General features: G+C 72.5%; 17 protein-coding genes. 8 read left to right on the top strand and 9 right to left on the bottom strand.

Translation table 11 applies throughout. The features are described 5' to 3' along the window. Positions 1 to 149 precede the first annotated feature (149 nt). Positions 150 to 2,462 (bottom strand): thiamine pyrophosphate-dependent enzyme, encoded by a 2,313-nt coding sequence (locus Cba03nite_RS00985; protein ID WP_203740743.1) that lies wholly within the window; start codon positions 2,460 to 2,462, stop codon positions 150 to 152. A 101-nt stretch (positions 2,463 to 2,563) separates the two neighbouring features. Here Cba03nite_RS00985 and Cba03nite_RS00980 point away from each other — a divergent pair, with 101 nt between their 5' ends. Next, the gene (locus Cba03nite_RS00980; RefSeq protein WP_203740579.1) at positions 2,564 to 3,487 is read left to right on the top strand and encodes a metallophosphoesterase family protein; all 924 of its coding nucleotides are present in this window, start codon (positions 2,564 to 2,566) and stop codon (positions 3,485 to 3,487) included. Here the strand turns inward: Cba03nite_RS00980 and Cba03nite_RS00975 are convergent. The 5 genes from Cba03nite_RS00975 to Cba03nite_RS00955 all read right to left on the bottom strand — a co-directional run bounded on the left by Cba03nite_RS00975 (position 3,471) and on the right by Cba03nite_RS00955 (position 10,969). Further along, positions 3,471 to 5,366 carry a hypothetical protein gene (locus Cba03nite_RS00975; RefSeq protein ID WP_203740577.1) on the bottom strand — a complete coding sequence of 632 codons (1,896 nt, stop codon included), beginning with the start codon at positions 5,364 to 5,366 and terminating at the stop codon, positions 3,471 to 3,473. The two genes, Cba03nite_RS00980 and Cba03nite_RS00975, sit on opposite strands and share 17 nt — an antisense overlap. A 114-nt stretch (positions 5,367 to 5,480) precedes the next feature. Beyond that, positions 5,481 to 7,031: a DUF4139 domain-containing protein gene (locus Cba03nite_RS00970; protein WP_203740575.1), complete on the bottom strand. Its 1,551-nt coding sequence runs from the start codon at positions 7,029 to 7,031 to the stop codon at positions 5,481 to 5,483. Positions 7,032 to 7,143: 112 nt separating this feature from the next. Continuing rightward, positions 7,144 to 9,693 carry a glycoside hydrolase family 9 protein gene (locus tag Cba03nite_RS00965; RefSeq protein ID WP_239125375.1) on the bottom strand — a complete coding sequence of 850 codons (2,550 nt, stop codon included), beginning with the start codon at positions 9,691 to 9,693 and terminating at the stop codon, positions 7,144 to 7,146. A 287-nt stretch (positions 9,694 to 9,980) separates the two neighbouring features. Then, the gene (locus Cba03nite_RS00960; RefSeq protein ID WP_203740571.1) at positions 9,981 to 10,385 is read right to left on the bottom strand and encodes a secondary thiamine-phosphate synthase enzyme YjbQ; all 405 of its coding nucleotides are present in this window, start codon (positions 10,383 to 10,385) and stop codon (positions 9,981 to 9,983) included. A 41-nt stretch (positions 10,386 to 10,426) separates the two neighbouring features. Continuing rightward, positions 10,427 to 10,969 carry a hypothetical protein gene (locus Cba03nite_RS00955; protein ID WP_203740569.1) on the bottom strand — a complete coding sequence of 181 codons (543 nt, stop codon included), beginning with the start codon at positions 10,967 to 10,969 and terminating at the stop codon, positions 10,427 to 10,429. A 204-nt stretch (positions 10,970 to 11,173) separates the two neighbouring features. On the opposite strand from Cba03nite_RS00955, the gene aceE reads away from it, so the two are divergent. Further along, the gene (gene aceE / locus Cba03nite_RS00950; RefSeq protein ID WP_203740567.1) at positions 11,174 to 13,909 is read left to right on the top strand and encodes a pyruvate dehydrogenase (acetyl-transferring), homodimeric type; all 2,736 of its coding nucleotides are present in this window, start codon (positions 11,174 to 11,176) and stop codon (positions 13,907 to 13,909) included. Positions 13,910 to 14,084: 175 nt separating this feature from the next. Next, entirely contained in the window at positions 14,085 to 15,374 is a 1,290-nt protein-coding gene (locus tag Cba03nite_RS00945; RefSeq protein ID WP_203740565.1) for a M48 family metallopeptidase, read from the top strand. 22 nt (positions 15,375 to 15,396) lie between these two features. Here the strand turns inward: Cba03nite_RS00945 and Cba03nite_RS00940 are convergent, their stop codons facing one another. Beyond that, positions 15,397 to 16,053 (bottom strand): ThuA domain-containing protein, encoded by a 657-nt coding sequence (locus Cba03nite_RS00940; RefSeq protein ID WP_203740563.1) that lies wholly within the window; start codon positions 16,051 to 16,053, stop codon positions 15,397 to 15,399. Positions 16,054 to 16,287: 234 nt separating this feature from the next. Here Cba03nite_RS00940 and Cba03nite_RS00935 point away from each other — a divergent pair, with 234 nt between their 5' ends. Then, a complete protein-coding gene (locus tag Cba03nite_RS00935; protein WP_203740561.1) occupies positions 16,288 to 18,129 on the top strand; it encodes an ABC transporter ATP-binding protein in 1,842 nt (613 codons plus the stop codon). A 185-nt stretch (positions 18,130 to 18,314) separates the two neighbouring features. Here the strand turns inward: Cba03nite_RS00935 and Cba03nite_RS00930 are convergent, their stop codons facing one another. Continuing rightward, positions 18,315 to 19,979 carry a stealth family protein gene (locus tag Cba03nite_RS00930; protein WP_203740559.1) on the bottom strand — a complete coding sequence of 555 codons (1,665 nt, stop codon included), beginning with the start codon at positions 19,977 to 19,979 and terminating at the stop codon, positions 18,315 to 18,317. Positions 19,980 to 20,077: 98 nt separating this feature from the next. Here Cba03nite_RS00930 and Cba03nite_RS00925 point away from each other — a divergent pair, with 98 nt between their 5' ends. Then, a complete protein-coding gene (locus Cba03nite_RS00925; protein ID WP_203740558.1) occupies positions 20,078 to 21,628 on the top strand; it encodes a glycosyltransferase family 39 protein in 1,551 nt (516 codons plus the stop codon). A gap of 108 nt (positions 21,629 to 21,736) precedes the next feature. Beyond that, the gene (gene gltX / locus Cba03nite_RS00920) at positions 21,737 to 23,173 is read left to right on the top strand and encodes a glutamate--tRNA ligase (protein WP_275411522.1); all 1,437 of its coding nucleotides are present in this window, start codon (positions 21,737 to 21,739) and stop codon (positions 23,171 to 23,173) included. On the opposite strand, the gene Cba03nite_RS00915 is transcribed toward gltX, so the two are convergent. Then, positions 23,148 to 23,750, bottom strand: coding sequence for a copper resistance CopC family protein (locus tag Cba03nite_RS00915; RefSeq protein ID WP_203740556.1), 603 nt, complete (start codon positions 23,748 to 23,750; stop codon positions 23,148 to 23,150). The two genes, gltX and Cba03nite_RS00915, sit on opposite strands and share 26 nt — an antisense overlap. Positions 23,751 to 23,976: 226 nt before the next feature. On the opposite strand from Cba03nite_RS00915, the gene Cba03nite_RS00910 reads away from it, so the two are divergent. Both Cba03nite_RS00910 and Cba03nite_RS00905 read left to right on the top strand, forming a co-directional pair. Further along, positions 23,977 to 24,624: a hypothetical protein gene (locus tag Cba03nite_RS00910; RefSeq protein WP_203740554.1), complete on the top strand. Its 648-nt coding sequence runs from the start codon at positions 23,977 to 23,979 to the stop codon at positions 24,622 to 24,624. Between the two features lie 55 nt (positions 24,625 to 24,679). Next, positions 24,680 to 25,492 carry an LppM family (lipo)protein gene (locus Cba03nite_RS00905; RefSeq protein ID WP_203740552.1) on the top strand — a complete coding sequence of 271 codons (813 nt, stop codon included), beginning with the start codon at positions 24,680 to 24,682 and terminating at the stop codon, positions 25,490 to 25,492. Positions 25,493 to 25,508: the final 16 nt, after the last annotated feature.

The raw sequence follows: 25,508 nt of genomic DNA, 5'->3' as shown, positions 1-25,508 counted from the left end.
TGTGCCTCCTCTTCGTTTTCCGGACACCCGCCGTTCGGTGCGGGGTCACTCGCCCATTGTCGTCGGCGTCACAGCCGACTGCGGGTAGTCCACACAGTTCTAGCGTCCAGCGCAAGTGGCGGCACCGGCGGGTCGCCAAAAACGCGGGCTCAGGCGTCCAGCAGAGCCCGCGCGGCGCGCTCGACGGCGTCCTCGCCGACGAGCACGTGGTCGGTGGCGGGGCCGAGCGGCAGGAACGTGTCGACGGCGGCGACGCGCCTGGCCAGGCCGACGTACCCGGCGTCGACCAGGGCGGCGAGCACGCCCTCGCCGACCCCGCCGGAGCGGCGGGTCTCGTCGACGACCAGCACCCGGCCGGTGGCCCCGGCCTCGCGCACGATGTCGGCCAGCGGCAGCGGGGCGAGCCAGCGCAGGTCGAGCACGCGGACGCCGTCCCCGGCCTCGGCCAGGCGGTGCGCGACGCGCAGCGACATGCGCACCCCGTTGCCGAAGGTGAGGATGGTGAGCCGGTCCCCGGCGCCGAAGCTGTGGCTGCGGGCCCGGCCGACGGGCACGTGGGTGTCGCCCCACCGGTCGGGCGCGGCGTACGGGCTCAGCCAGCCCCCGTCGCCCTCCTGATGCAGGTCACGGGTGTGGTAGAGCGCGATGGGCTCCAGGAACACGCTCACCGTGCCGTCCACCTCGGCGGCGGCGACGCAGCTGCGCAGCATGGCCGCCGCGTCGTCGGCGCGCGACGGCACGGCGAGCACCAGGCCGGGGATGTCGCGCAGCACGGCGACGGAGTGGTCGTTGTGGAAGTGCCCGCCGAAGCCCTTCTGGTAGGCCAGCCCGGCGACGCGCACCACCATCGGGTTGCGGTAGGCGCCCTGGGAGAAGAACCGCATGCTGGCGGCCTCGCCGCGCAGCTGGTCCTCGGCGTTGTGCAGGTACGCCAGGTACTGGATCTCGGGGATGGGCAGCAGCCCGCCCAGCCCGGCGCCCAGTCCGAGCCCGAGGATGGACGTCTCGTCGAGCAGCGTGTCGAAGACCCGGGCCGGGCCGAAGCGGTCGCGCAGGCCCTTGGTGACCCCGTAGACGCCGCCCTTGCGGGCCACGTCCTCGCCGAAGACCAGCGACTGCGGGTGGGCGAGCATCAGGTCGGTGAGCGCGGCGTTGATCGACTGCGCGAGGGTGAGCGGGCCGGCGCGCTCGGGCAGCCTGCCGCCGAAGACGCGGTCGCGCTCGGCGAGCATGGCCCCGGCGGCGCGCTCCCCCGCCCGCGCGATCAGCTTAGCGACCCGCAGCGGGCGGCGCGGGGCGAGCGGGGCGACGACCTCGGCCGCGGAGGCGAGCTTGGGCTCGTCGCGTACGGCGGCGGCGGTCTGCTGCACCCGCCAGCCGATCTCGTCGTAGCGGCTGAGCAGCTCCAGCGGGGCGGCGTGGCCGGAGTCGACGAGCAGGTGCGCGGTGCGCAGCAGCGGGTCCAGCGCGAGGTCGTGCTCGATCTCGGCGTTGCTGCGGTAGGCCAGCTCGGCGTCGGCGCCCGCGTGCCCCATGAGCCGGACCGTGCGCAGGTGCAGCACGGCCGGGCGGCGGTGGCGGCGCACCCAGGACACCGCGGAGCGGGCCACGGCGTACGTGTCGGCCAGGTCGCAGCCGTCGGCGTGGAAGTAGCGCAGGCCGGGGCGGGCCTTGAGGGTGGTGCCCACCCAGCCCGCGGGCGAGCGCACGCTGATGCCCAGCCCGTTGTCCTCGCAGACGAACAGCAGCGGCAGCCGCAGGCCGGTGAAGTCGGCCCAGCCCGCGGTGTTGAACGCGGCGGTCGCGCTGGCGTGGTTGACCGAGGCGTCGCCGAACGAGCAGACCACGACCGCGTCGCGCGGCCAGGTGGGCGGCACGACGGCGGGCTGGCCCGTGTCGGCGGCGTGGCGCCCGGCGGAGATGCCCTGGCGGGAGCGCTCGACGGCGAAGGCGAGGCCGACGGCGCGCGGCAGGTGCGAGGCGATGGTGGAGGTGGTCGGGATGACGTTCAGGTCGGTGCTGCCGAAGACCTTGTGCCGGCCGCCCGCGATGGGCTCGGCGGCGCTGGCCACGATGCCGCGCAGCACGTCGCGGATCGGGTCGACCTTGCCCTCGGCGAGCTGCTGGGCGCGCGCGGCGTAGAACGCGCCGGAACGGTAGTGCAGCAGCGCCGGGTCGGTGGGGCGCAGCGCCGCGGCGACGCCCGCGTTGCCCTCGTGCCCGGCCGAGCCGATGGTGTAGAAGCCCGCGCCCTCGGCCCGCAGCCGCCGGGCGGCCAGGTCGAGGTGCCGGCTGGTCACCTGGGCGTCGAAGAGCTCCCTGGCCAGGGCGCCGGTGAGGCCGCTGTCGGAGCGAACCGTCGCATGTGGATCGGCGTTCGGGTGGGCATTCGCCGGCCACGCCGTGAGGGCGTTCCGGAACCGCTCGTCGAGATCATGAGAGGTGCTCACGCTGCACAGCATGCCCCGGACCGGCAAGGGGCGACCACCCGGATCGGTGATCGGACACGCCACGCGACCCCACAAGTTGGACCATTTGTCCCAATTTCTCAATAATCGGCGGCATGCTGAACCGGTCCCCCCGACTGCGGCGTGTCCTGCTGACCGCCGCCTCGCTCGGCGTGCTCGCGCTACTCGCACCGCAGCCCGGCGCCGCCGCGCCCGTCCCGCGCGACGAACCCGCCACCGCACCGGCCGTGCTGGTCGGCGCGGGCGACATCGGCAGCTGCCAGAGCGACGGCGACGAGGCCACCGCCAAGCTGCTCGACCGGATCCCCGGCACCGTGTTCACGCTCGGCGACAACGCGTACGTGGCGGGCACCGCCGACCAGTTCCAGCGCTGCTACGAGCCCTACTGGGGGCGGCACAAGGACCGCACCAGGCCGGTCATCGGCAACCACGACATGCGCACCGACGAGGGCGGCCCCTACTACGACTACTTCGGCGACTCGGCCGGCAAGAAGGGCAAGGGCTGGTACTCCTACGAGCTGGGCGGCTGGCAGGTGGTCGTGCTCAACTCCACCTGCGACCTGGTCGACTGCGAGCAGGACTCCGAGCAGGCCGAGTGGCTGCGCGAGACGCTCGACGCGTCGGACGCGAAGTGCACCGTCGCGATGTGGCACCACCCGCTGTTCTCCTCGGGCTGGAAGCACGACGCCGACCCGCGCGTGAAGCCGTTCTTCGAGATCCTCTACGAGCACGGCGTGGAGGTCGTGCTCAACGGGCACAACCACAACTACGAGCGCTTCGCCCCGCAGACACCCGACGGCGAGTTCGACCGCGAGCGCGGCGTACGCCAGTTCATCGTGGGCACCGGCGGCGGCGGGCTCAACGGGTTCGGCAAGGACGTCGACCCGAACTCACGCGCCCGCAACGCCGACACCTTCGGCGTGCTCAAGCTGACCCTGTACCCGGACTTCTACGTCTGGAAGTTCGTCGGCCAGCCCGGCAGCAGCTTCACCGACACCGGGCTCACCGCCTGCCACTGACCGTCTCGAACCGCGCGCAGCGCGCCACGCAGGTCGTCACGGCCCCGTCCAGCACCAGGACGGGGCCGTCGTCGTCCGCGGCGACCATCATCCGGGGAAGATCCAGCGGGCCGGCCTCCGCCCAGGTGAACGCGGCCGTGCCGGTCTGGCAGTGGGCATCGAGGCAGCGCAGCACTGAAAGGACATACGGGTCCGGGTTCGGCGGGAGCCCTACGCACCACTCCATGCAGCTCTCCCGGCCGGGCCGGGACACCACGACGACGAGGCGGCCCTGCGTGTCGAGGCCCATGGCCTGCAGGTTCGGCACACCCGGCAGGTCGCGCCACACCGGGGGCAGCGATTCGACCGCGAGCCGGTCGCACAGCGGCGTCACGCAGGCCGCCCGGAACACCTCGTCCGGCTCGCCGCCCCAGCCGCGATCGTCGGTCCAGAAGAGCACCGGGCCACCCTGCTCGTCGTACCCGACCTGGAAGTCCGACGGCGCGGCCGGCCACGACGCGCCCGCCGGGCGCTCGACCGGGATCTCGGCGCACGTCGTGCGGCACCACCAGGCGACCACCGGGTCGTTGTCCCGGTCGGTGGAGGACGAGCGCCAGTAGACCTCCCCGACCACGAGCACGGCGTCCTCCGGCAGGGCGGCCACGGCGATCTCGTGCAGGCTGCCGCCGTAGGTCTCGAGGCCGAGGGTGCGCTCCGTGCACCGGTCGGCGGCGTCGCAGGCGGTGAGCACCGGCTCGCCCGTCTCCTGGTAGCCCAGCTCCGGCACGTACAGCATGAGGACGCGGCCGTCCGGGGTGACCGTGGCCGCGTCGAGCCGGCGCTGGACGATCTTCGTCCTGGTCCGGCTCGTGCAGGCCCTGTCGTGGCAGCGCGTGACCGCCTCGTTGTCGACGAGCACCGGCAGACCCGCCCCGGTGAGCCCCATCGCATACGGCCAGATCTGGTCCTGCTTGGTGTCCACCGCGGACAGCACCGGGCGGGCCAGCGGGTCGGCGAGCGCGGCCCCGGCCAGCAGGAGCACCGGCAGGGTGTACGCGAGCAGCCAGGCGCGCCGCAGCGGCCGCGGCCCCGGGCCCGCGAGCCGGGTCAGGCTCTCGTCCGCCCAGCCGAGGTTCGCGGCCGCGCCCGGATCGTCGGCCTCGCGGGGCGCCAGGTAACGCCCCACCACCTCGCGTGCCTGCCCCGCGACGATCAGGGAGACGAGCAGCAGCTGCACGGCCGAGGTGAGGCCCACCGCGACCGGCGCGTACGCCACCGGCAGCGCGCCCGCCGCCGCACGGCCGGCCAGATCGACCACCAGCGCGACGGGCAGGGGCAGGACCAGCAGCAGCGGCAGCGGCCCGTTCGGCACCAGGCGCCCGGCCCGCAGCGCGACCGCCTGGGCCGACGCCTTGCGCCCGGCGTTCTCCAGCAGCCGCAGCGGCAGCGCGGGCAGCCGGACCACCAGCCGGTACGCCTGCCAGGCGAGCAGCGGCGTCACGATCATGAACAGCGGCCCCACGCCGAAGATGGTCAGGTTGCTCCCGGCGAGCAGCCACCACACGCCGTAGCCCGCCGCTGCGGTGACCAGATAGGGCAGTGCCCAGAGCAGCACGTCCTCGGCACGGCGTGCTGTCTCCCGCAGCGCCGCTCCGGCGCGGATCGGGATCGAGCGTGCCCGCCCCGCGGCCACCAGCTCGGCCGCCGCCATCGCGAACGCCCACAGCGGCACCCAGATCAGCAGTCGCGGGCCGAGGCCGGTGCCGGGCGTGAACGCGCCGCCGGCGACGACCTCCGCCCGCGTCACGGCCAGACCGTGGTCGATCAGCCACGCCAGGGCGAGCGGCGCACCGGCGGCGAGCAGCAGGGCGCCCCGGTCGGGGCGGGTGGGGAGGGCCATGTACCGACGCTACGGATGCGTCCGGTCACCCATCGCCCCGCCACGGCCACGGTTCGGTATCGGCCCCGGCCGCTGATCGGCCGGGGCGACACCGTCCACCCGCGGGTCACGACCTCAGTCGCGCCAGCCGGAGATCTCCACGCCCTTGGCCGCCTCGACCCGCAGCGCGAACTGGATCTCCTGGCTGGTGTTCGGGGCGAGCACCAGCTTCCAGGTGTAGACGCCCAGCTCGGACCGCTCGGCGGGCTCCGGCTTGACGGCCAGCTCCTTCACCGTGATCTGCGGGTCGCGCGACACCGGGAGCTGGTCGAGCACCGTGACGCTGACCTGCCGCGGGGTGTGGTTCGCGACCGTGATCTTGTATTCGGCGTCGGTGCGGCGGCTCGACCCCAGCGTGGCCTTGCTCGCCGCGCGGCGCACCAGCTCGCGCTCCACCCGGACCCGGTCGTCCACGCCCAGTGCCAGCTCCCGCTCCTCCTGCGGGGCCCACGGCTCCAGCCTGGTCGAGCCGACGAAGTCGCCCTCGTGGAACAGCGCCGCCGACCCGGCGGGCAGGGCGTGCGCGGAGGTGTTCAGCACCGTGGCGCGCAGCACCGCCTCCTCGGCGCGTACCGGCGCGGTGATGTGGTCCAGGCGGGCGGCCAGGTCGAAGCGCGCGATCAGGGTGCGGTGCGCGGTCCCGTCGGCGGGCACCGCCACCGGCTTGAGCGGGGTGTACGTGGCCGCGACCGGCCCCTCCTCCACCGCCGCCGTGGTCTCCCGCACCGCCGCGCGCGCCCGCGGCATGGCCTGCGGGGCCCCGCCCGGCGCGGGCGGCGGGGGCGCGGACATGGCCATCATCGGCGCGGCGGCGTACGCCACGATCGGCCGCTCGACGTCGACGTACCACGGGTCCAGCTCGGGCACCTCCAGCGCGCCCGCCGGGCGGGCGGTGGAAAGTTTCAGCGCGCACTCGGGCCAGTCCTCGCCGGTGCGCTGGCTGATCATGCCGTGCCAGGTCAGGGTGAGCGTGTCCCCCGCCAGCCGCAGGTCGTAGCCGCTGCTCCAGCTCGCGCCGGGCGTGACGTAGGACAGCTCCAGCTCGACCTCGCCGTCCTCGTCGACCTCCAGCAGCACCTCGGCGAACAGCCGGTCCGGCCCGGTCTTGCCGCGCAGGTCCATGAGGCGCCGCTCGGCCGCGTCGCGTCGGCGGTGCAGGTCCAGCCGCTCCCGCTCGCGCCGCCGGCGGCCCTCGTGCAGAGCGGTCAGCTGCTCGTCCAGCCCGTCGGCGAAGCGCACCGCCGCGGTCGGCTCACCCGTGGCCAGCGCACCCGCGCCGCGCATCGCCAGCCGCGCCAGGAACCGCTCGCGTGCCGTGGCCACGGCGTCGGCGTCGGTCAGCGCCGCGATCGCGGCCTCGATCTCGCGCAGCTCCGCCTCCAGCGCGGTGACCGTCGCGTCGGAGGTCACCGGCTCGCGGCGGGTCACCACGTTCACCCCGGCCACCGCGGCCTGGCCGTGGCCGGACACCCGCACCGAGTCGCGCAGCAGGTTCAGCGGCAGCGGTCCCACCGGGACGCGGTGCTCGCCCGCGGGCAGCGTGACGGTGCCGCGCCGGGTCACCCGGGCCCGGTCCGGGAACACGGTGACGGCGACGATCGGGGCATCGAGGGTGTCATCGGTCATGAGAGCGAGGCTAGCCGAAGGCCGCTCCCCCGGCCGGGGCAAATGGAGCGGGGCGGGCCCGGGACGCCTTGTGGGCACCGGGACCGCCCCGCTCATCGGGGAGGAGGTGAGGTCAGGAGCAGGCCCGCCCGTTCAGGGTGAACAGGGCCGGGTCGGGGTTGGGGCCGGTCGCCACGTCGCCGTTGAACCCGAAGGTCACGGACTGGCCGGGCTTGATCACCTTGTTCCAGGACAGGTTGGCGGCGCTCACCGTCGCCCCGCTCTGGCTGAACGCGGCGCTCCACGAGCTCTCGACCGACTGAGCGCCGAGGAACGACCACCGCAGCGTCCACCCGTTGATCGCGGTGGAGCCGGTGTTCTTGACGGTGACCTGCGTGGTGAAGCCGTCCGGCCACTGGGCGTGCTTGGTGTAGGTCACCTTGCAGTTCGGCGCGGGCGCGGCGGTGCCGTCACCCTGGCCGGCCAGGAAGGCGGCGACCCATGCCAGCGGCGCGTTCCAGTTGATGGTCAGCTCGTTGGTGGACCACGACTCGATGTGGTCGATGTAGCAGAACTGGCCCACGCAGCCGGTCAGCTTCTGCTGCGCGACCGGGTCCTGGATGGACGAGTTCGGGCCGCCGGCCAGGGTGCCCTTCGGCGGGTTCGGCAGGTCCGGGTTGAGCTGGTGCGAGTACCACCGGCTGTGCTGGTTGTGCGCGTTGGCCTCGCCGTAGCCGGTCACGTACGACATGTTCAGCGCGTTGCGGCCCAGCAGGTAGTCCATGCCCTGCACCGCCGCGTCGGCGAACCGGTCCTCGCCGGTGATGTCGTACGCCGCGGCCAGCACCACCAGGTTGTTGGCCACCTGGCTGCTGGAGCCCCAGTCGTAGGAGTTGTTCGCGGGCTGGTACGGCACGCCGTACGGGTGCGCCGTGATCGCGGCCAGGTACTCCTCCGCGCCCGACACGACCGAGGCGCGCACGGCGGCCCGGCCCGGCAGGGCGCTGGGCACGGTGGCCAGGTCGAGGCGGCCCAGCGCGGCCAGGCTCTGCCAGCCGAAGCCGTTGCTGCTCCACACGTCGGCGGTGTGCAGCGCCGAGGAGGTGACGTCGGTCAGGTAGGCGCTCTCCCCCGTGGTCAGGTAGAGCTCGGCCGCCGCCCAGTAGAACTCGTCGGTCACGTTGACGTCGTCGTACGTGCCGCCGCCGGTGCCGTCGGACGGGCTGGCGTAGATCGCCGGGTGCGCCTTGGCCGCCGCGTACGCGGTCTTGGCCGCGGCCAGGTTGCGGGCCGCGAAGGCGGCGTCGTACGGCGCGTACACCCGCGCCGCCTGCGCCGCCGCGGCGGCCAGGTTCAGCGTCGCCGCGGTCGACGGCGGGTGCAGCTCGCGCAGCTTGTCGTCGCTGTGCGGCAGCAGCGGCAGGCCGGTCCACTCGCTGTCGTGGATCTTGTGGTGGGCCATGCCGGCCAGCGGCTTACCGGCCGGGACCTGCATCTTCAGCAGGAACTCCAGCTGCCAGCGCGCCTCGTCCAGGATGTCCGGCACGCCGTTGCCGCTCTCCGGCAGGTTCAGCTGGCCGTCCGGGAACGGCTGGGCGCTGGCCGCCCACTTGCCCCGCTCGAACTCGTTGACGAGCTGGAACACCGAGATGCCGCCGTTGACCACGTACTTGCCGTGGTCGCCCGCGTCGTACCAGCCGCCGGACACGTCCAGCGAGTAGTCGCAGACGCCGGGCTGGCACGGCACCGAGGTGTCGCCCTTGTTCGGCGCCACGCCGACGTGACCCGCCGGGCGACCGTAGCCGGGCCGCAGCGCGTCCAGGATCTCGACGCCGCTGCGCTGGGTGTAGAAGAACTTCAGCGCGTCGTCGCGCAGGCCCGCGTAGAGGTTGCCGGCCAGGTCGAACGGGCGGCTGGTCTCACCGTCGGCGACCAGCGTGAAGCCGGTGCCCGCGACCGCGTACGAGCTGAAGTCGATCGAGTGCACGTTCTGGCCGGAGCTGGCGTCCACGCCGCGCGGGGTGGTGTCGCCGCTGGCCACGACCGTGCCGCCGGCGTTCTTCAGCTGCCAGGGCAGGGCAGCCGTCGCCTCGGTGACCACGGTGGCGTTCTTCGGGCCCTTGGTCAGGTAGCCGACCTGGTTGACCCGGACGCGCGGGCCGGTGTCCGGCTGGTATACCTCCGGCTCGGCACCGCCCTTCAGCGAGATGTCGTCCAGGCAGAGCCGCCAGGGGGAGGCACTGCCACCGATCTGAAACGCCACCTGCGCGTTCGGTAGGGAGACGGGCGCGGTGAAGGTGTACGAGAAGACGGTGGCAGTGCCGGTCATCAGCGGGTTCGCGGCGAGGTACTGCGTCCACGGGTCGACCGGGAGCTGGATGAGCGCCTTGCCGACGCGGTCGGGCGCCGCGGTGGCCTTGAAGCTGTAGGCGTACGTCTCACCGGCGACGAGCGGGATGTTGTCCTGGCCGATGATCACGTCCCAGGGGTTGGTGGTGCCGCCCGGGATGTCCGCGCACAGCTCGCCGCTGCTGGAGTCGAGCGTGATGTTGCCGGTGCCCCACCACGGGGCGTGGCCGGAGGTGAAGGTGCCGTTGACGATCTGCTCGGGCGGGTCGGCCGAGGCGGCGGCCGCGGTCAGGCTCGTCGACACGAGCCCCGCCACGGCGGCCAGCGCGATCAGAACGGGTCTACGCACAGCGGATCCTTTCCAGGAAAGCGATCGGGTGGTGCATCAGAAACCGGCAAGCACAGCCGCAAGCTGGGAAAAGTCTGGGAGCGCTCCCATCTGCGCCCATGAATTATTGCCGCCACATTTCCAAGGTGTCAATCCACCCCCCAGCCCGTGCCGGGCGGGGCGCGCAAGATCGCGTCGATCTTGCGCGAAGTGTTGCCCTTATGGGCGATATGCCCGTGTCACACCCACAGTTCACGCAAGATCGGCGCGGGAGAGAGGGGCGCGGGGCGGGGTCAGCCGGGGAGGAAGGAGAGGCGGACCTGGCGGGTGGGGTTGTCGCCGTTGGTGTCGACGAGGCAGATGGACTGCCAGGTGCCCAGGGCTATGCGGCCGGCCAGGACGGGGAGTGTCGCGTAGGGGGCGATGAAGGCGGGGAGGACGTGGTCGCGGCCGTGGCCGGGGCTGCCGTGGCGGTGGCGCCAGCGGTTGTCGGCGGGGAGGACGTGCTCCAGGGCGGTGATCAGGTCCTCGTCGCTGCCGGCGCCGGTCTCGAGAATGGCGATTCCCGCCGTGGCGTGGGGGACGAAGACGTGGAGGAGGCCGTCGCCCTTGTCCGCGACGAACTGGGCGGCCTCGTCGGTCAGGTCGACCACGGTGGCGCGGGAGCCGGTGCGAACGGTGAGCACGGTGCTGTCCATGGGGACACCGTAGGACAGCACCGCGGGGTGGCGGGTGCGGGTCAGTCGCCGCCGCCGCCTCCGTCGCCACCGCCGCTGTCGCCGCCCGAGTCGCCCCAGCCGCCGCCGTCGTCGCTGTCGCCGTAGTCGTCATCGTCGTGGTCGTGGTCGCCGTGGTGGCCGTGCGAACGGCCCCGGCGGCGGCGCTTGCGCGGCGCGAACAGGAGCACCAGCCCGAAGATCACGACCAGCGGGGCGGCGAAGCCGGCGACGCGCTCCAGGCCGGTGGGCGGGAGGAAGGCGTAGCCGTCCATACCCTCGATGATCGCGGCTTCGACCTCCGTGCCGGACAGCGTCTTCTCCGCCACGTCCGCGCCGACGAGGCGGCCGTTGACGCGCTGCGCGCCCTCCAGCCAGGAGGCGTCGCAGTTGCTGTAGATGCCCGCGAGCGGCGGGGCGAGCAGCCGCGCGCTGCAGATGGTGCTGTCACCGGACGGCCCCGCGGTCACCCGTTCCCCGCTCAGGTCGGCGACCAGAGGGAACGTCGTGTTGACGGCGAGCAGGAAACCGTATGCGATGAAGAGGAGACCGAGAAGGCGTCGCATGGCGGCACCCTAATCGGCGTCCGCCACTGCGTACTCGCCATGGTCGTCAAGCCGACCCAAAAGTTACTGGTCAGTATGCGTGTCGCGTGTCGCATCGGATGGCGGTACGCGTGACGAACGCCCCATCGGAGGGGCAGGATGGGGCCGAACAGACAAACTCTGTTCGTCTAGACCGATCATCACTACAACTACGAGGGAACGCCTGTGGCCACCGAACGCAAGCGCCCGGTGATCAGCGACGGCCTGCCGAGCCAGCTCCCGGACATCGACCCCGAGGAGACGGCCGAGTGGGTGGAGTCGCTCGACGGAGTGATCGACGAGCGAGGGGCTAAGCGCGCGCGCTACGTGATGCTGCGCCTGCTGGAGCGGGCCCGCGAGCGCCAGGTCGGCGTGCCCCCGCTGACCACCACGGACTACATCAACACCATCCCGAGCGAGCGCGAGCCGTGGTTCCCCGGTGACGAGCACATCGAGCGCCGGCTGCGTGCCTACATCCGGTGGAACGCCGCGATGACGGTGCACCGGGCGCAGCGCCCGGGCGTCGGCGTGGGCGGCCACATCTCGACCTACGCGTCGTCGGCGTCGCTCTACGAGGTCGGCTTCAACCACTTCTTCCGGGGCAAGAACCACCCGGGTGGCGGCGACCACATCTTCTACCAGGGCCACGCCTCGCCCGGTATGTACGCGCGCGCGTACCTGGAGGGCCGCCTGACCGAGCACCAGCTCGACGGGTTCCGCCAGGAGCTGTCGCACCCGGGCGGCGGCCTGCCGTCGTACCCGCACCCGCGCCTGATGCCGGACTTCTGGGAGTTCCCGACGGTGTCCATGGGCCTGGGCGGCCTGAACGCCATCTACCAGGCGCGGTTCAACCGCTACCTGCACCACCGGGGCATCAAGGACACCTCGCAGCAGCGGGTGTGGTCGTTCCTCGGCGACGGCGAGATGGACGAGCCGGAGACCCTCGGCGCGATCGGCCTGGCCGCCCGCGAGGAGCTGGACAACCTCACCTTCGTCATCAACTGCAACCTGCAGCGCCTCGACGGCCCGGTGCGCGGCAACGGCAAGGTCATCCAGGAGCTGGAGGCCTTCTTCCGCGGCGCGGGCTGGAACGTCATCAAGGTCGTGTGGGGCCGCGAGTGGGACCCGCTGCTCGCCGGTGACACCGACGGCGCGCTGGTCAACCTGATGAACACCACGCCCGACGGCGACTACCAGACCTACAAGGCGGAGTCCGGGGCGTACGTACGCGAGCACTTCTTCGGCCGCGACGCGCGCACCCGCAAGATGGTCGAGCAGATGTCCGACGACGAGATCTGGGGTCTCAAGCGCGGCGGCCACGACTACCGCAAGCTCTACGCCGCGTACAAGGCGGCGACGGAGCACACCGGTCAGCCGACGGTCATCCTCGCCAAGACCATCAAGGGCTGGACGCTGGGCTCGCACTTCGAGGGCCGCAACGCCACGCACCAGATGAAGAAGCTGACGCTGGACGATCTGAAGGGCTTCCGCGACCGCCTCTTCCTGGACATCCCGGACTCGGCGCTGGAGGCCAACCCGTACGAGCCGCCGTACTTCCACCCGGGTGCCAAGAGCGACGAGATCGCGTACCTGATGGAGCGGCGGGCGGCGCTGGGCGGCTCGCTGCCCTCGCGCAACACGAAGAAGAACCCGCTGCCGCTGCCCGAGACCAAGGTCTACGCCGACCTGAAGAAGGGCTCCGGCAAGCAGAAGATCGCCACCACGATGGCCTTCGTCCGCCTGTTCAAGGACCTGATGAAGGACAAGGGCATCGGCCACCGCTGGGTGCCGATCATCCCGGACGAGGCGCGCACCTTCGGCATGGACTCGCTGTTCCCGACGGCGAAGATCTACTCGCCGCACGGCCAGCAGTACACCTCGGTGGACCGGGAGCTGTTCCTGTCCTACAAGGAGTCCACCGCCGGGCAGATCCTGCACGAGGGCATCAACGAGGCCGGCTCGATCGCCTCGTTCACCGCGGTGGGCAGCGCGTACGCCACGCACGGCGAGCCGATGATCCCGGTGTACATCTTCTACTCGATGTTCGGGTGGCAGCGTACGGCCGACGGCCTGTGGGCGGCGGCGGACCAGATGACGCGCGGCTTCCTGCTGGGCGCCACCGCGGGCCGCACCACGCTCAACGGTGAGGGCCTGCAGCACGAGGACGGGCACTCGCTGCTCATCGCGGCGACGAACCCGGCCGCGGTCAGCTACGACCCGGCGTTCGGCTTCGAGATCTCCTACATCATGGAGGACGGTCTCCGCCGCATGTACGGCGAGCAGCCGGAGGACGTCTTCTACTACCTGACGGTGTACAACGAGCCGTACGTACACCCGGCCGAGCCGGCGAACGTGGACGTGGCGGGCCTGCTCAAGGGCCTGTACCGCTACGCCGAGTCGACCGCGCAGGGCCCGAAGGCGCAGATCCTGGCCTCCGGCGTCGGCGTGAACTGGGCGCTGCGCGCCCAGCAGCTGCTGGCCGAGGACTGGGGCGTGTCGGCCGACGTCTGGTCGGCGACCAGCTGGGGCGAGCTGCGCCGCGACGCGGTCGAGACGGAGCGGCACAACCTGCTGCACCCGGACCAGCCGGCCAAGGTGCCGTACGTGACCCGTGCCCTGGAGAATGCGCCCGGCCCGAAGGTCGCCGTGTCCGACTGGATGCGGGCCGTGCCGGACCTGATCTCGCGCTGGGTGCCGGGCAGCTACACCTCGCTGGGCACCGACGGCTTCGGCATGTCGGACACCCGCTCGGCGCTGCGCCGCCACTTCAACATCGACGCCGAGTCGATCGTGGTGGCCGTGCTGTCCCAGCTGGCCCGCGACGGCGAGGTCCCGGCCACGGCCCCGGCCGAGGCCGCCCGCAAGTACGCCATCGACGACGTCCTCGCGGCCCCCGCCGGCGAAACCGGCGGCGACTCCTAAGAAGGAAGGGCACCTTCTTAACGCTATGCGTAGAGGAAGGGCACCTTCTTAACGCTGAGGCCCCGTGACCGAGCAGGTCACGGGGCCTTCGCGTCGGGCCGTCCGCGGCCTGGTGCGACGGCCGAGGGCCGGACCGGCCGTTGACCAGTGCGGGGTGAACTGGCACGATGCCGCGGTGTCGATCATCCAGGCGCCCGGAGCCGCGCTGTGCCCGTCCTGCCACCACCGGCTGAGCACCGAGGGCGACGAGGTCCCCTGGTGTGAGCGGTGCGAGTGGAACCTCGGCCACCATGCCCCGCAACTCGGCGACGGGCGCCTGACCGGCCTGCTGCGCCGATGGTCGCACCGCATCGGGTACGAACTCGACACCGACCTGTACGCCGAACTGGCCGCCCGTCCGCTGACGCGGCCCGCCACCGGTGTCGTGTCGGCGGCGCTGACCGTGCTCTCCCTGCTGATCGTCGCCGTGCTGCTCGGCCTGGTGGCGGGCGGGGTGTGGCTGCTGGTCGAGGGCTGGTTCCTGCTCAAGGTGGTCGGCGCCGTCATGATCGGCTGTGCCGTGCTGTGCCGGCCGCGGCTGGGCCGGCTGGCGAAGGCGCGCGACGGATACGACGAGGTCGGCCGGGACACGCACCCGGAGCTGTTCGCGCTGATCGACCGGGTCGCGGCGGCCGTCGGCGCGCCCACACCCCACCTGGTGCTGCTCGGCCCGGAGTGGAACGCGTCCACCTGTGTCGCCGGGCTGCGCCGCCGCCGGATCCTGATCCTGGGCCTGCCGCTGTTGACCTCGCTGCGCCCGCAGGAGCGGGTCGCGCTGCTGGCCCACGAGCTGGCGCACTTCGTCAACAACGACAACCGGCGTTCGCTGCGCACCCAGCTCGCGCTGACCTTCTTCGGCAATGTCGCGGACCTGCTCGACCCCATGGCGGTGGCGGACGAGGAGGACGAATCCGAGATCGCCGCGGTGGCCCGGCTGGGCGGGCTGTTCGTCATGCTCCTCTGGCCGCTGTCGAGGGCGGCCTGGTTGCTGCACCTGTTCCTGCACGTCCTCGGGGCGCGCGACGCGCAGCGCGCTGAGTACCACGCTGACGACCTGGCCGCCCGGGCCGCCGGGAGCACGGCGGCGGTCTCGCTGCTGGACACGGCCGCCTGCGTACACCTGCACCGCACGGTCGTGGGCAGCCGGGCCCGGTCGGGCGGCCTCGCGGCGGAGTGGCGCGCGGCGGTCGAGCAGGCCAGGGCGGCCACGGAGCCGCGGCTGGGGCGGCTGCGCCAGCTCACCCGCCGCCGCGACGCCTCGCCGTTCAGCTCGCACCCGCCCGCGGGGCTGCGGCACCGGATGGCCTGCGCGCAGCCGTACCGCACGCCTGCGGTCGGGCTCTCCGAGGCCGCGGTCGAGCGGCTGGACGCCGAACTGGCCGGGTTCGAGGAGCGCTACCGCCGGGTCATCGCCGCGAGCTGGTGAGCGGCCGCCAGGCCCCGGCTGATCAGCGGGCGGCCCAGGTCAGGCCGCGTTCGGTGAGCTGCCGGATCTCGGGGACGTCGAGGTCGGGCAGGTGGTGGCCGATGGTGGAGACGAAGATCCGGCCCGCGCCCCACTGCCGGGTCCACACGGCGGGGTGGGTGACCGGCTCGTGCCACGGCTCGCCGTCCTCGACCGGGAAGGTGATGGTGGCGAGCACGTCGCTGAGCGGGTCGGCGAGCAGCCAGTAGCGCTCGGTGTCCAGCTCCACGGTGCTGATCCCGGCCACGATCGGGTGATCCGCGCGTTCGGGGCGCACGGTCAGCGTGTGCGGGACGAAGTCGCCCGGGTGGCAGACGAACCAGCCGCCGGTCAGCCACTGGTAGCGCCGATCGGTGAAGGCGGCGACGATGCCGCCGTGCCAGCCGGCCAGGCCGGTGCCGGCCCGCACCGCCGCGTCGAGGTTCTCCGCCCGGCGCGGGGTGAGTTCGCCGTTGCCCGCGGTCCAGCAGTTGACCACCAGGTCGGTACGGGCGAGCAGCGCCGCGTCGTCGTACACGGCCAGGTCGTCGGCGATCTCGACGGAGAAGCCCTGGTCCTTGAGGTACGGCAGGAAGCTGTCGGTGGTGCCGACCGGGTCGTGGAAGTCGGCCCCACCCCGGACGATCAACGCGGTACGCATGGCGCACAGGGTAAACGGTTTCCGCGCTCCCACAGAAGTCCCGCACCACTCCTGCGCCCGGCCTCCCCGGCTCATGATCGGCGTCTCGTGTCCAAACCTCAGGCCTGGCCACAGGTTTGGACACGAGACGCCGATCAACCTTCCCGCCCAGCCATCCCCAGCGTTAAGAAGGGCACCTTCTACTACGGAAAACGATAAGAAGGTGCCCTTCCTTTCACCGGCTAGATTCGGGGGATGCCCCCGGAAGAACCCTCCGCGCTGCCCCAGGTCGGGCTGCGCACGCTCTGGCCGTATCTGCGCGCCCATCGTGGCTCGCTGCTCGTCGTCGCCGCGCTGTCGCTGGTGACCACGGCGGGCACTCTCCTGCAGCCGGTGCTGACCCGGGACGTGCTCGACGGGCTGGGCGCGCGGGCGCCGGTCGCGGGCAGCGTCGCGCTGCTGGTGGTGACGCTGGTCGGGGTGGCCGCGCTGGACGGGTTCCGGCACTTCCTGCTGCAGCGTACGGCCGAGGGCCTGGTGCTCACCGCGCGGCGGCGGCTGGCGGGGCACCTGCTGCGCCTGCCGGTCGTCGAGTACGACCTGCGCCGCACCGGTGACCTGCTGTCGCGGGTCGGCGCGGACACCACGCTGCTGCGTGCCGTGGTCACCTCCGGCCTGTTCGACACCGTGTCCGGCGCGATCATGGTGGTCGGCGCGGCGACGGCGATGGTGCTGCTGGACCCGGTGCTGTTCGGCGTGACGCTGGTCGGGCTCGTGATCGGCCTGTCCGGCGGCATCTTCTTCGCGCGCAAGGTGCGCGGCATGTCGCGGGAGGCCCAGGCGCGGATCGGCGAGATGACGGCGGCGGTCGAGCGGTCGATCACGGCTGTGCGCACCATCCGGGCCAGCCGGGCCGAGGCGCGCGAGACGGCGGCGGTGGCCGACAGCGCCGAGCAGGCGTACCGGGCCGGGGTGCGCATCGCCCGGTTGCAGGCGATCGTGCAGCCCGCCATGGTGACCACCATCCAGGGCTCGTTCCTGCTGGTGCTGGGGGTGGGCGGGGCACGCGTCGCGTCCGGCCAGATCACCGTCGGCGACCTGGTGGCGTTCGTGCTGTTCGTGTTCTTCCTGGTGATGCCGCTCGGGCAGGCGCTCAACGCGTACACCCAGTTGCAGGCCGGGCTCGGTGCGCTGCAGCGGATGGAGGAGGTGCTGGTCCTGCCGCTGGAAGGCGCGGGCGGGCCGGTCCCGGCGGAGGGCACAGGCGGGCCGGTCGCGCCGGAGGCGGAGCCGGCGGGGCCCGCCGGGCTTCCCGCGCCGCGCCCGGCTGCGGAGTCCGCCGCGGCGCCGGCCGTCGAGTTCGACCGGGTCGGCTTCGCCTACACCGGTGAGGGTGGGCTCGGCACGCCGGTGCTGCACGAGGTGAGCTTCCGAGCCGCGGTGGGCACCCGGACCGCGCTGGTCGGGCCGTCCGGTGCGGGCAAGTCGACGCTGCTGGCGCTGGTGGAGCGGTTCTACGAGGTGACCTCGGGCAGCCTGCGGGTGGACGGGGTCGACGTGCGCGAGCTGACCCACGACGCGCTGCGCGCCAGGCTGGGGTACGTGGAGCAGGAGTCGCCGGTGCTGGCCGGCACGCTGCGGGACAACCTGCGGTTGGCCACGCCGGACGCGACCGACGAGCAGATGCGGGCGGTGCTCGCCGCGGTGAACCTGGAGGAGCTGGTCGACCGCACCCCGCTGGGCCTTTCCGCGCAGGTCGGTGAGGGCGGGGTGCTGCTGTCGGGCGGGGAGCGGCAGCGGCTGGCGATCGCCCGTACGCTGCTGGCCGCCCCGCCGATCCTGCTGCTGGACGAGCCGACCAGCAACCTCGACGCGCGCAACGAGGCGGCGCTGCGCAACGCGATCGACACCGTGGCGCGCGGCCGCACCCTGCTGATCGTGGCGCACCGGCTGTCCACGGTGGTCGATGCGGATCAGATCGTGGTGCTGGAGGGCGGCCGCGTGGCCGCCACCGGCCGCCACGAGGAGCTGCTGGAGAGCAGTCCGCTCTACCGCGAGCTGGCCGCGCACCAGTTCCTGGTGGAACCGGCGGCCTGACCGGCCGGGCCGGCTTTGTCCGCGTCTCGGGGTGGCTTGGTCCGCGTCCGGGAGGCTTGATCGGCGTTTCGTGTCGAGATCTGCGGTCTGGCCACAGATCTTGACACGAAACGCCGATCATCGACCGACGCGCCACCGGCGCGTGACCGAGTCACCGCCGCGTGACCGTGCCACCGCCGGGACGCTCAGCCCCGGGCCGGGGCCCCGGCCGGTTCGGGCTGGCGGGTGCGCTGGGTGAGGTCCATGCGGCCGGACAGCTCCCACGGCGCGTGGAACGGGAAGTACGACTCCATGAAGTCGCGCACCATGCCGGCCTGCTCGGCGAGGTCGGCGACGGCGGAGTCGGTGTCGTTCAGGCAGAACACGTCGACGTTGCGCTGCCGGACCAGCCGGGCCAGCATCACCGGCGCGATAAGGCGGCCCAGGTCGATGTAGGTGTGGCTGATCGAGCCGGGCACCGAGCGTCCGGTGCTGTGCGCCCAGTAGTGCGCCAGCGACGACGGGATGGACAGGTCGCCCCGGTCGCGGAACTGGTGCGACGCGGTCGCGTGCGACTCCACGTGCAGCTCGGTCTCGATCTCCTCCAGCACGCTGCGCAGCAGCGGGTACGGCACGTGCCGCATCTTCTGGTAGAGCTGCGTGCCGAAGCGCTCCTGCAGCAGCCGCCGGTTGTTCTTGGCGGCGACGTCCACCGGGGCGTCGGCGGGCGCGGGCGGGTTCACGTCCACCAGCGAGCTGGACGGGAAGAACTTAGCCACGCCGTTGGCGAAGAAGAACTGGGTGGGCAGCACGGGGCGGCCCAGGATCATGTCGTCGTTGAAGTACAGGAAGTGCTCGGCCAGGCCGGGCACCCGGTGCAGCCGCGACTCGATGGCGTGCGAGTTGAACGTGGGCAGCCGCCCCACGTCGCCGAAGATCTCCTTGTGCGAGACCAGCGTGACGTACGCCGAGTCCAGGTCCAGCCAGGACGGCGTCTGGTCGTCGGTCACCAGGTAGATGTGGTTGACCCAGGGCGCGAACGCGTGCAGCGAGCGCATCGAGTAGAGCAGCTCGTCGCGTGAGGTGAACCGGGACGCGTTGGTGGCCAGCCCGGCGAACGAGTCGTCGGGGTCCTCGCCGAGCGCCTGGGCCTTGCGGATGCGCCAGGCCGGGTCGTCGCCGTCGACCCAGGTGTAGACGACGTCGATGGGGAAGCGCACGTCGGTGGGGCCGGGCTCGGCGTACACGGCGCGGCTGCGGTAGCGCGGCTCGCCGTCGCGCGGCATGAACGCCGACAGCCGCTCGGCGGGCACGTACTGCACGGGATTGTCCACGCTGAGCACGGTGCCGACCTTGTGCGCGCGCGGTCCCACCTGGCGCGGCGCCTGCCAGCCCTTGTCCTTCACGGTCGCCCAGAACTCGATCTCGCAGGCGTACGCGCCGTCGAGCTGCGGCGCTCCCGCGCGGCCCGTACCTGCGCGGTGGACCTGGACCACCGCGCAGCGCTGCGGGCTGACCCGGCGGCCGGCGGTGTCGAGGGTGCGCACCACCTGCGCGGCGCCCTGGCCGCGCAGCAGGCGCAGCACCGCGGCGCGGTGCTCGGCGGCGACGGCGACGGCGCTGCGCTTGGGATCGGTGTGCGGCACGCAGAAGTAGTCGAGGCCGGCGGCGTCCAGCAGGCCGGTGACGGTCTGCAGGTTGTCGTGCCAGGCACGGGCCGGGGAGGAGGCCGCGGGTGCCACCGGGCCGCGGGTGCGGACCGGTCCGCCGGCGAGCAGTTTGGCGATGCGGACGCGCTGGCGGAGCGGGAGGCGGAAGGCGGCGGCGCGCAGTGCGGGCCTCGGCAGGAGGCGTTTGACAATCTGCTTCACAACGCTCCAACATAGGTGATAAGCCGCATAAGTCTGGGTATTTGGTCAATAAGGATATTCATGTTGACTGCCGTTTTCAGCCGTCAGGGGGTCAACGCTTGACCCGCCCACAACCGCACGCGACCGGCGCCGCCGATTCCGGCTCCCGGCTCGCCCGCAGCCTCCCCGTCGCGCTGCCCGCACTGGTCACCCTGGTCACCGTCTTGATCGGCCACGAGCGCCGCGCGCTCTGGCGGGACGAGTACGCCACCTGGTGGGCCGCCTCACTCGACAACCACCAGCTCCAGCTGCTGTTGTCCAAGGTAGATGCCGTCTTCGCGCCGTTCTACGTGTTCACCCGCGCGTGGGTCGCCCTCTTCGGGGACGGCCTCACCAGCCTGCGCCTGCCCTCGGCGCTGGCCATGGCGGCCGCGGCCGGCCTGGTCGGCGCGCTGGGACGGCGGCTCTTCTCCCCCGGCACCGGCCTCGTCGCCGGCCTGCTGTTCGCGCTGCTGCCGTCCGTTTCGCGGTATGGCGCGGAGGCGCGGCCGTACGCGCTCGCGCTGGCCTGCACGGTGGCCGGTGCGCTGCTGCTGCTGCGCGCGCTGGACCAGCCGGGCTCGTGGCGGCGCTGGGTGCCCTACGCCCTCGCGGTCACCGCTATCGGGTGGTCGCATCTCGTCGCGCTGACCGTGCTCGCGGCGTACGCGGTGCTCGCGGTCAGCATGGCCGGGGCTCGCTCGGCCGCGGTCCGCAACTGGCTGCTGACGACCGCCGCCGGTGGGCTGCCGGTGGCCCCGCTGCTCTGGCTCGGCAAGCGGCAGACCGGCCAGATCGGCTGGATCGGCGACCGCGGCGAGGAGTCGATCCGCGAGTTCCTGACCAGCATCTTCGGCTCGATGTGGGTCGGCCTGCTGGTGATCGCGCTGGCGGTGCTGTCGGTGCGGCTGGCCGAGCCGCGCCGCCGCTTCCTGCTGGCCTGGGCGCTGCTGCCGCCCGCCGCCGTGCTGGCGCTGACCCCCGTGATCAACATGATGCTCTCCCGGTACCTGCTCTTCACGGTCCCGGCCTGGGTGCTGCTGGCCGCCTGCACCCTGCGGCAGCTCTCGACGCGGGCGGCGGCGCTGGTCCCGGTGGCGGGTGCCCGTCCGCCGCGCACGCTGGCGGGGGACGGGCCCGCCTGGGCGGTGGCGCTGGCCGCGCTCGCGGTGCTGGCGCTGATCGGGCTGCCGGGGCAGGTCGAGGCGCGCACGCTGCCCGGGGGCAACCAGGCGGACCTGCGTACCGCCGCCGAGATCATGAAGCCGCGGCTGCTGCCGGGGGACGCGATCGCGTATGGCGGCGACACCTACGGCGGGCCGCGCACGTTCCGGCGCGGGATGACGTTCGAGCTGCGTGACGTGGCGGGCGCCCCGAAGGACGTGTTCGTCGCGGTGCGCGGGCAGGACCGGGGCAGCTTCGAAGCGGTCGAGTGCGACGACCCGGCCGCGTGCGCCGCGGGCGTGAACCGGCTCTGGCTGGTCACCTCCGCGCCGGACAAGGACCTGTTCGCGCACATGCCGGTGGCCCGTGCCGAGCTGCTGCGCGACGAGTTCACCACGGTGTTCGCCCAGCGTACGCAGGGTGTCGCGGTGGCCCTCCTGGTCCGGGAGCAGCCCACCCAGCCCTGAGGGGTTAAGAAGGGCACCTTCTTCTACGCATAGCGTTAAGAAGGTGCCCTTCCTTCGTCGGTAAACCTGGTGGCGGGGTGGGCGGGGGCGGGCCGTACCCTGGAAGCCGTGACGGTACGTGTGCGATTCGCCCCTTCCCCGACCGGTATGTTCCACGTCGGCGGCGCCCGCTCGGCGCTGCAGAACGCGGTCTTCGCCAAGCAGCAGGGCGGCGTGTTCGTGCTGCGGATCGAGGACACCGACGCGGCGCGCAACCGCCCCGAGTGGACCGAGGGCATCCTCTCCGCGCTGGAGTGGATCGGCATCGCCCGCGACACGTACGAGGGGCCCCTGTTCCAGTCGGCGTACCACGCCGAGCACACCAAGGCCGCCCAGCAGCTGGTCGACGCGGGCCGGGCGTACTACTGCGACTGCACCCGCGACGACGTGCAGGCGCGTACCGACAACAAGTACTCCGGCTACGACGGCTTCTGCCGCGACCGGGGCCTGCCCCCGGGCGAGGGCCGCGCGCTGCGCTTCCGCACCCCGGACGAGGGTGTCACCAAGGTCGTCGACCTGATCCGCGGCGAGCCGACCTTCGAGAACAAGCTGATCGAGGACTTCGTCATCGCGCGCGGCGACGGCTCGCCGGTGTTCCTGCTGGCCAACGTCGTGGACGACATGACGATGGGGATCACCCACGTCATCCGGGCCGAGGAGCACCTGCCCAACACCCCCAAGCAGCAGCTGCTGTGGGAGGCGCTGGGCCACACCCCGCCGGTCTGGGCGCACGTGCCGGTCGTGGTGAACGAGAAGCGGCAGAAGCTGTCCAAGCGCCGCGACAAGGTCGCCCTGGAGATGTACCGCGACGAGGGCTACCTCGCCGCCGCCATGCGCAACTACCTGATGCTGCTCGGCTGGGCGCCCAGCGGCGACCGGGAGATCGTGCCGTGGTCGGTGATCGAGGACGAGTTCCGCCTGGAGGAGGTCAACCCCTCCCCCGCCTTCTTCGACGAGAAGAAGCTGCGCGCGTTCAACGGCGAGTACATCCGGGCGCTGAGCGTGGAAGAGTTCACGCAGGCGTGCGCGCCGTGGCTGACCGGGCCGTTCCCGACCGAGGAGGAGCGGGCCGAGCGCGGGTACGGCGTAACGCCGCCGCCGTGGGACGCCGACCGGTACGACCCGGCCGTGTTCGCGCAGGTCGCGGAGCTGGTGCAGACCCGCATCGCGGTGCTGTCCGAGGTGCCGTCCTACGTGGACTTCCTCTTCGTGGATGAGCCGGTGATCGACGAGGCGTCCTGGGCCAAGGCGTCCAAGGACGCGGGCATCCTGCCGGACGTGATCGCCGCGCTGCGCGGGCTGCCGTCCTGGGACACCGAGTCACTGAAGAACACCGTCGTCGCCGTGGGCGAGGCGCACGGCCTCAAGCTGGGCAAGGCGCAGGCCCCGGTCCGCGTCGCCGTCACCGGCCGCTCCGTGGGCCTGCCCCTGTTCGAGTCGCTGGAGGTGCTCGGTCGCGAGCGCACCCTGCAGCGGCTGGTCAGGCTTTCGCCCGACGCTGCCTGACGAAGCTGATCAGACCGCCGACCACCAGTCCCGCCACCACGGCGCCACCGATCCAGGGGCCCCACGGGGTCTCCTCCTCGGTGTCCGCCGCGGGGGCGGCGGCCACGGTGGACGGCGCCGCCGAGGACGGGGCGGCCGGCGACGGCACCGCGGTCGGGCTCGCCGCGGCGCTCTCCGCCGTGTCCAGGGTGAACTTGTAGGACCCCTTGATGAGGTGGCCGTCCTGGGACAGCACCTCGTACGCCACCGTGTAGGCGCCGCCCGCCGTGCCGGTGAACGGTGCGGACACGGCCTTGCCGCTGACCGCCGTGGCGCCCGCCGCCGCGGCCCCGTCCGGACCGGTCACCGTCAGCTTGGTGCCGTCGCTCTTCAGCGTCGCGAGGAAGCGCAGTTTCACCTGCGCGGGAGGTGCGGCCAGCGTGGCGTTCTTCGCGGGTGTGGCCTCGACCAGCGAGTTGTGCGCCCAGGCCGGGCTCGCCCCGAGCAGCAGCGCGCCGAGGGCCGCCGCCAGGGCGATCATCGCCCCGCCGAGCCGGGCCCGCCGCCGCCGTCCCGGCCGCTGGATACTGTCCCCCACGATCGCCTCCGCTTCGTTATGCTCCACCGCATTCCGCAGTTGGTCGACGCTACCGGCCGGTTTGGTTCCCGGCCAGTTGACGTGCGGTTTTCGTGACCAACCGGGCACCGTGTGAACCGTGTCTGAAACGTGACTATCCGATCTGCAACCGAACGGGTTCGCCGTGGGTCTTACTGGGGTACCACCGGTCACACTGGCACCAGGTGACGCACGAAACGGGGCGGCTATGAAGCGCAGCACTCTGAAGGTCGCGGCAGGACTGTTCGCGGCAGCCCTGCTGCTGCTCGGCGCGCCCGCGTACGCCGCACCGACACCTTCGCCGAAGCCCAGTCCCTCACCGGTGGTGAGGAGCATCACGATCAGCGGCGAGTCGCTGTCGGCGCCCATCACACTGCGCTCCGATCAGCACCCCAAGGAGTTCGGCGCGATGATCACCGAGGTGGACTGGCTGGCGAGCCGGCCCGGTGTGACCAAGTCGCCCGCGGCCGACAAGCTGGGCCCGAAGTTCACCGTGGTGACCGCGCTCAACGACGTCGACAAGCAGACCTACGACATCTACCCGCAGGCCGTCGGCGGGCCTCGGGTGTTCCGCCCGGCCGCCCAGCCGGACAAGCGCAAGGTCGCCGCGGGCTGGTTCATCGGCCGCCTGACCATGGAGACCTCGCTGCGCCAGGCCGGTGTGCCGCTGGGCAGCGCCGAGCTGGGGCAGGGTGGCGGCAAGGGCGGCGGCCTGCCGGAGTCGGGCGCGGCCGAGCCGGACATCCAGGCCATGGTCGGCGACTGGCAGCGCTTCGTCGGGCTGAACGGCGCGGTCGTCGTCGTGATCGCACTCGGCGTCTTCGCCATCGCGTACGCGTTCCGGCGGACCGTCTGACCTGGGCACCGCCGCCCGGCTTCCCGGCGCGGCGGCGGTGCCACATACTGGCCGGATGCGGAAGCTCCGGACCTCCCTGCGCACCCTCGCCGCGCTCGCGCTGGTCGCGTTCAGCCTGACCGGCTGCATGAAGCTCGATTTGGACATGACCGTCAACAGCGACGACACGCTGGACGGCACGGTCGTGCTGGCGCTGGACAAGTCGGTGCTCAAGCTGAGCGGCAAGGACCCGGAGCAGGCCTTCGCCAGCGCCGAGAGCGGGATGTCCGACCTGCCGGAGGGCTCGCGCACCGAGGTGTACGACGACGGGAAGTACTACGGCAAGAAGATCGTCTACGACGACCTGCCGCTGGCGGACTTCAACTCCGGCAAGCCGGGCGCGCCCTCGCTCACCCATGCCGACGGGAAGTACGTCTTCACCGCCGACCTCGGCACCGGCGTCGCCGACCTGGGCAGGCAGGCTGAGCTGATGCGCCCGTTCCTGAGCGGCATCCGGATCACGTTCGCGGTCACCTTCCCCGGCGAGGTGGTCGAGCACGACTCCCGCGCGGTCGTCGACGGCCGCACCGTGCGCTGGGACCTGCAGGTCGGCGAGGACAACAAGCTGCGCGCGGTCGCGGAGGACAGCTCCTTCCCGTGGCCCGTGGTGGCCGTGGTGGGCGGCGTGCTCGGCCTGCTCGTGATCGTCGGCATCGTCGTGCTGGCCGTGTGGCTGAGCCGCCGCCAGCGTGCGGCGCAGGCCGTCGTGGACTCGGCGCCGGCCTACCCGGCGGCGGGCCCGGCGCCGGACCCGGAGACCGCCGCCCCGGCATACCCGCCCACACAGGCTTATCCCACGATCCCGGGAGAGGCGCGCCACCAGCCGTGACGGCTCTGGCCAAGCG

It is taken from the genome of Catellatospora bangladeshensis (assembly GCF_016862575.1).
GTDB lineage: Bacteria > Actinomycetota > Actinomycetes > Mycobacteriales > Micromonosporaceae > Catellatospora > Catellatospora bangladeshensis.
The sequence above is the reverse complement of the archived record's forward strand: the minus strand, read 5'-3'. Positions and strand labels throughout refer to the sequence as shown.

Excerpts from the sequence above, each read along its gene's own strand:
- Cba03nite_RS00985 (WP_203740743.1), bottom strand. The coding sequence starts at position 2,462 with ATGCTGTGCAGCGTGAGCACCTCTCATGATCTCGACGAGCGGTTCCGG.
- Cba03nite_RS00980 (WP_203740579.1), top strand. The coding sequence starts at position 2,564 with ATGCTGAACCGGTCCCCCCGACTGCGGCGTGTCCTGCTGACCGCCGCC.
- Cba03nite_RS00975 (WP_203740577.1), bottom strand. The coding sequence starts at position 5,366 with ATGGCCCTCCCCACCCGCCCCGACCGGGGCGCCCTGCTGCTCGCCGCC.
- Cba03nite_RS00970 (WP_203740575.1), bottom strand. The coding sequence starts at position 7,031 with ATGACCGATGACACCCTCGATGCCCCGATCGTCGCCGTCACCGTGTTC.
- Cba03nite_RS00960 (WP_203740571.1), bottom strand. The coding sequence starts at position 10,385 with ATGGACAGCACCGTGCTCACCGTTCGCACCGGCTCCCGCGCCACCGTG.
- Cba03nite_RS00955 (WP_203740569.1), bottom strand. The coding sequence starts at position 10,969 with ATGCGACGCCTTCTCGGTCTCCTCTTCATCGCATACGGTTTCCTGCTC.
- Cba03nite_RS00940 (WP_203740563.1), bottom strand. The coding sequence starts at position 16,053 with ATGCGTACCGCGTTGATCGTCCGGGGTGGGGCCGACTTCCACGACCCG.
- Cba03nite_RS00935 (WP_203740561.1), top strand. The coding sequence starts at position 16,288 with ATGCCCCCGGAAGAACCCTCCGCGCTGCCCCAGGTCGGGCTGCGCACG.
- Cba03nite_RS00910 (WP_203740554.1), top strand. The coding sequence starts at position 23,977 with ATGAAGCGCAGCACTCTGAAGGTCGCGGCAGGACTGTTCGCGGCAGCC.
- Cba03nite_RS00905 (WP_203740552.1), top strand. The coding sequence starts at position 24,680 with ATGCGGAAGCTCCGGACCTCCCTGCGCACCCTCGCCGCGCTCGCGCTG.